General features: G+C 72.8%; 4 protein-coding genes, 1 rRNA gene and 1 pseudogene. 3 read left to right on the plus strand and 3 right to left on the minus strand.

Annotation, left to right across the window (positions count from 1 at the left end; genetic code table 11):
- Positions 1–86: ribosomal RNA gene (rrf, locus tag ACIRD3_RS40415) — 5S ribosomal RNA — on the plus strand; the annotation flags it as partial.
- Between the two features lie 72 nt (positions 87–158).
- On the opposite strand, the gene ACIRD3_RS40420 is transcribed toward rrf, so the two are convergent.
- The 3 genes from ACIRD3_RS40420 to ACIRD3_RS40430 all read right to left on the minus strand — a co-directional run bounded on the left by ACIRD3_RS40420 (position 159) and on the right by ACIRD3_RS40430 (position 3,089).
- The gene (locus ACIRD3_RS40420; protein ID WP_402227121.1) at positions 159–1,460 is read right to left on the minus strand and encodes a hypothetical protein; all 1,302 of its coding nucleotides are present in this window, start codon (positions 1,458–1,460) and stop codon (positions 159–161) included.
- A gap of 167 nt (positions 1,461–1,627) precedes the next feature.
- Positions 1,628–2,398: a lysophospholipid acyltransferase family protein gene (locus ACIRD3_RS40425; RefSeq protein WP_402227122.1), complete on the minus strand. Its 771-nt coding sequence runs from the start codon at positions 2,396–2,398 to the stop codon at positions 1,628–1,630.
- 265 nt (positions 2,399–2,663) lie between these two features.
- The gene (locus ACIRD3_RS40430; RefSeq protein ID WP_402227123.1) at positions 2,664–3,089 is read right to left on the minus strand and encodes a DUF4395 domain-containing protein; all 426 of its coding nucleotides are present in this window, start codon (positions 3,087–3,089) and stop codon (positions 2,664–2,666) included.
- Positions 3,090–3,307: 218 nt separating this feature from the next.
- Between ACIRD3_RS40430 and ACIRD3_RS40435 the strand changes: the two genes are divergently transcribed.
- Positions 3,308–3,721, plus strand: coding sequence for a TlpA family protein disulfide reductase (locus ACIRD3_RS40435; RefSeq protein ID WP_402227124.1), 414 nt, complete (start codon positions 3,308–3,310; stop codon positions 3,719–3,721).
- 286 nt (positions 3,722–4,007) lie between these two features.
- Positions 4,008–4,195, plus strand: a pseudogene (locus tag ACIRD3_RS40440) (electron transfer flavoprotein subunit beta); the annotation flags it as partial.

The following is a 4,195-nucleotide window of genomic DNA, read 5'->3' on the forward strand; positions in this document are numbered from 1 at the left end:
GTTACATTCCGAACCCGGAAGCTAAGCCTCACAGCGCCGATGGTACTGCAGGGGGGACCCTGTGGGAGAGTAGGACGCCGCCGAACAATCATTCAGAAAAGACCCCCTCCCGATCCGGGAGGGGGTCTTTTCGCATTTCCGTTTTCCTTCCCGTTCGCCTACTCGTCGTCGGCCTGGGGCTTCTCCGTCGGGGGCTGTCCCTGGGCCTGGGCGGGTGCCTGGGCGTCTGGCTGGGGGGCCTGGGTCGGGGCGGCCGGCGGTTCGGCCGTGCCCCAGGCCGGGCGGTTGAGCCACTTGTCCGTGCTGCTGGTGAGGCGGGCGACACCGGTGCCGTCCGCCCGCATGCTGTAGAGGTCGGCGCCGCCGCCGGCGGGGGCCTGGGTGAAGACGATGACTTGCCCGTCGGGCGCGTAGGCCGCGGAGCCGTAGAAGGCCTCCGAGGGTGCGGGGGTGAGGGCGCCGATGGCGGTGCCGTCGGGGTGGATGGTGTAGATGCCGCCGCCGGGGGCGTTGTCGGGGCCGGCCGGGTAGGTGGTGAAGAGGATCCGGGTGCCGTCGGGGGACCAGTCGGCGCGGTCGCCGGCCCGCAGCTCCCAGGGGGTGAGCTGGCGCAGCCCGGTGCCGTCCGCGCTGACGACGTAGATGGCGCGGCTGTTGGCGGGCTGTCCGGTGGCGCTGGTGCGGTACTCGAAGGTGAGCTGCTTGCCGTCGGGGGACCAGCTCGGGTTGCTGACCGACCCGGAGTAGGGCTTGTCGTTGGTGAGGAAGGTGAGCCGCTGGACGTCGGTGCCGTCGGGGCTCATCAGGTAGAGGTCGGAGTACTGGGTCTGGTTGTTGCCGGCCGGGTCGAGGGCTCCCCAGGACCGGCTGAAGGCGAGCTGTTTGCCGTCCGGGGAGTAGGCGGGGGCGCGTTCGTCCTCGTTGGCGCAGTCGGCGCCCCCGCCGGAGGCGTCGCAGAGCTGGCTGATCTGGTGGGCGTCGTCACCGGAGGCGGCGACGGTCCAGAGGCGGGCCGCGCCGGTCTGCGGGTCGGTGCGGTCGAAGACGACCGCGGTGCCGTCGGGGGACCAGTCGGGGCGGTCGTCGCGGGCGTGGTCCGGCGGCTGGGTGATCTGGCGCTGGCCGCTGCCGTCGGGGGCGAGGGTGACGATGGCGCTGGTGCTGTGCGAGGCGTCGGTGTAGGCCCGGCTGACGATCAGTCCGTTGTGCGCGGGGACCGCGGCGGGGGTGCCGGCCGCCGCGCCGACCACGCCGGGGGTCGCGGCGGGCGTCGGCTCGGGGGTGGCGGAGGGGGACTCCGGCCGGATCTCCGAGAGCGGGATCTCCCCGGGCTCGGCCCCGCAGCCGGTGAGCAGGGCCCCCAGAAGCAGAAGGCCCGCACCGGCGCCGGCGCGGGTGCGAGCCCAGCTCGTGGGTGTTTGCCCCGTGGGTGTGTGCGGTGTGCCGGTGATCCGTGCCATCTCCGCTTCCGACCTTTCCGACCGCTCGACGTCTTGCCCCCGTCGCCGATTCAGGACGAAGGCCCCTGGGAGGAGCTGTCACTGTGTCAGACGGGGGACGTCGGCGGCCGGGCGACACGCGACGGACCGCGCTCGCTAGGTCGCACGGAGTAGCCGTACGGGTGTTGTCAGCCCTTGGCGGCGCGGCGCTCGGCCTTGGCGTGGGCCTCCGCCTCGTCCTCGGCTTCGGCGACCTCCAGGGTGGGCGCGGTGCCACCGAGCTGCGCGGGCAGCCACCAGGTGTCGTCCGGACCGGAGGGCTTGCCGGGGTACTCGCGCTGGGCCTGGTCGAGCATCTCGCTCATGGCGGCGCGGAGTCTTCTGGTGACCATGACGGGCTTGTCGTCCGGCCCGAGGTGGATCGGCTCGCCGATCATGATGGTGACCGGGACGTGGCGCTTGGTCAGGGTCTTCGGGCGTCCCTTGGTCCAGAGCTGCTGGGTGCCCCAGAGGACGACGGGCAGCAGCGGGGTGCCGGAGTCGGCGGCCATCCGGGCGGCGCCGGTCTTGAACTTCTTGAGCATGAACGAGCGGCTGATCGTCGCCTCGGGGAACACCCCGACCACCTCGCCGGCCTTGAGGGCGCGCACGGCGGCCTCGTATGCGGGCTGGCCGTCGGTGCGGTCCACGGGGATGTGCTTCATGCCGCGCATCAGGGGGCCGGAGATCCGGTGCTTGAAGACGTCGTCCTTGGCCATGAAGCGGGTCTTGCGCTTGCCGCCGCGGTAGGCGCCGAGGCCGGCGAAGAGGAAGTCCAGGTAGCTGATGTGGTTGCTGACCAGGACCGCTCCTCCTGTGGCGGGGATGTGTTCGGCGCCCACGATCTCGATCCGCACGTCGAGCGCGCGGAAGGCGGTGAGCGCGGCGCGGATCACCGGCGGGTACACGAACTCTGCCACGGTCAGTCCTGACTTCCACGGGCCGGAGCCCGGTTCGGCGGGGGCCCGCGACGCGCGGGCGGTGCCGACCGGGGCACGGCACTCCGCGGCGGTCACGGGTGATACCTGGAGATGATCCCCCGAACGAGTGCCTGCTGTCACCTGAGGCGTCGGGTCAAGCCGATTTTCCCGGTGTGATCTCCGTGATGAATCGGGTCGGGAACTTTATCCGTTCCCGCATCGGGCCTGGCCGCCCCGGGTGGGCTCCGTCGGCGCGCGGCCCGGGTCAGGCGCCGGCGGTGAGGCGGCCCTGGGCCCGCCGGACGACCGGGTAGAGCTCGCAGCCGACGCAGTAGCCGAAGGCGGCGTTGAGGAAGGCGGCGGCGAGGCCGGCGGAGGTGGCCAGCAGACCGAGCCAGGTCACCCCGGTGAGGAAGCCGAGCATGCCGATCGCGGCGAAGACCATGAGGATGCCCTGGCCGAAGCGCAGCGGCCGCTCGTCCTCGGTCTCGGAGGGCGGGGCCAGGCGGGGCAGGACGAGGATCCGGAAGAGCCAGTCGTACGGGGAGAGCCGTAAGCCGGCGAACGCGCCGAGCGCGAAGACGAGCGTCTGGCCGGCGAGGAGGGCGCTGTTGTCGGTGAGGAGGACGAGGATCAGGACGGCCGTGGTGAGCGCGGCGGCGAAACGGGGACCACGGGGGTCGGTCTGCACGGGGGCTCCGGGAGGGTCGCGACGGGCGGCAGCGGCGGGCGGTGGCGACGTGGGGTCAGCGACCGCGGTGGTCGGTGGCGCGGCCCGGGGCGATGACGCGGCGGGCGGTCGGCAGCGGCGGTCTGGAGCGCTCGGAGTCCACCGGCCGATCGTACGCGGCGTGCCCCCGGTGGTCGACCGTCTTTCGGGGCCCGCCGGGGCTGGCGCAGACTGAGGGGATGACCGGGCTGGTGGTGTGCGTCGTCGTACTGGCGGTGGCGACCACGTTCGGACTGCTGCGGGCCGGGCGCGACGGAAGGATGAGGGTGGGTACCACGGACGGGACGGTGCGGCTGTCGGAGGCGGAGCTGGGCGGGCCGCTCGGTGAGCGGGCGACGCTGGTGCAGTTCTCGACGGTCTTCTGCCAGCCCTGCCGGGCCACCCGGCGGGTGCTCGCCGAGGTGGCCGGGATGGTCGAGGGGGTCGCGCACGTCGAGGTGGACGCCGAGGAGCGGCTGGAGCTGGTCCGCCGGCTGGAGGTCCGGCGGACGCCGACCGTCCTGGTGCTGGACGCGGACGGCCGGGTGGTGCGCCGGGCGGCGGGGCAGCCGCGCAAGGCGGACGTCATCGCGGCGCTCGGGCAGGCGGTCTAGCGGTCCAAGGCGCTGCCGGGCGGGGCGTCGGGGCGCAATCCCGGCGCGATCGGTCCGCCCCGTCGGGTGGAGTCGGCCCGCGGCTGGGGCAGGATGGGCGCAGGCAGCGGGCGCGGGCGCCCGGCGTAAGCTACTGGCCAGTAGTGACCACTGCGCTACTGGCGAGTATGCTGCCAGGAAGTTCCGGACCGGCACGGGAATTCGCTGCCCGGAGCGGGTGCGTTCCGTGTTCGCCCCGCTTGCACAGCCGCAGCCGCCGGACGAGACCAGTACAGGAGACAAGGCCGTGAGCTTGAGGATCGTTGTCTGTGTGAAGTACGTGCCGGACGCGACGGGTGACCGTCGTTTCGCGGACGACCACACCACCGACCGGGATGGTGTGGACGGCCTCCTGTCGGAGCTGGACGAGTACGGCGTGGAGCAGGCGCTGCGGATCGCGGAGGCGAACGAGGGCGCCGAGGTGACGGTGCTGAC

Source organism: Kitasatospora sp. NPDC093550 (assembly GCF_044764985.1).
Taxonomy (GTDB): Bacteria; Actinomycetota; Actinomycetes; order Streptomycetales; family Streptomycetaceae; genus Kitasatospora.

Coding starts and splice junctions, on each gene's coding strand:
- ACIRD3_RS40420 (WP_402227121.1), bottom strand. CDS start 1,460: ATGGCACGGATCACCGGCACACCGCACACACCCACGGGGCAAACACCC.
- ACIRD3_RS40435 (WP_402227124.1), top strand. CDS start 3,308: ATGACCGGGCTGGTGGTGTGCGTCGTCGTACTGGCGGTGGCGACCACG.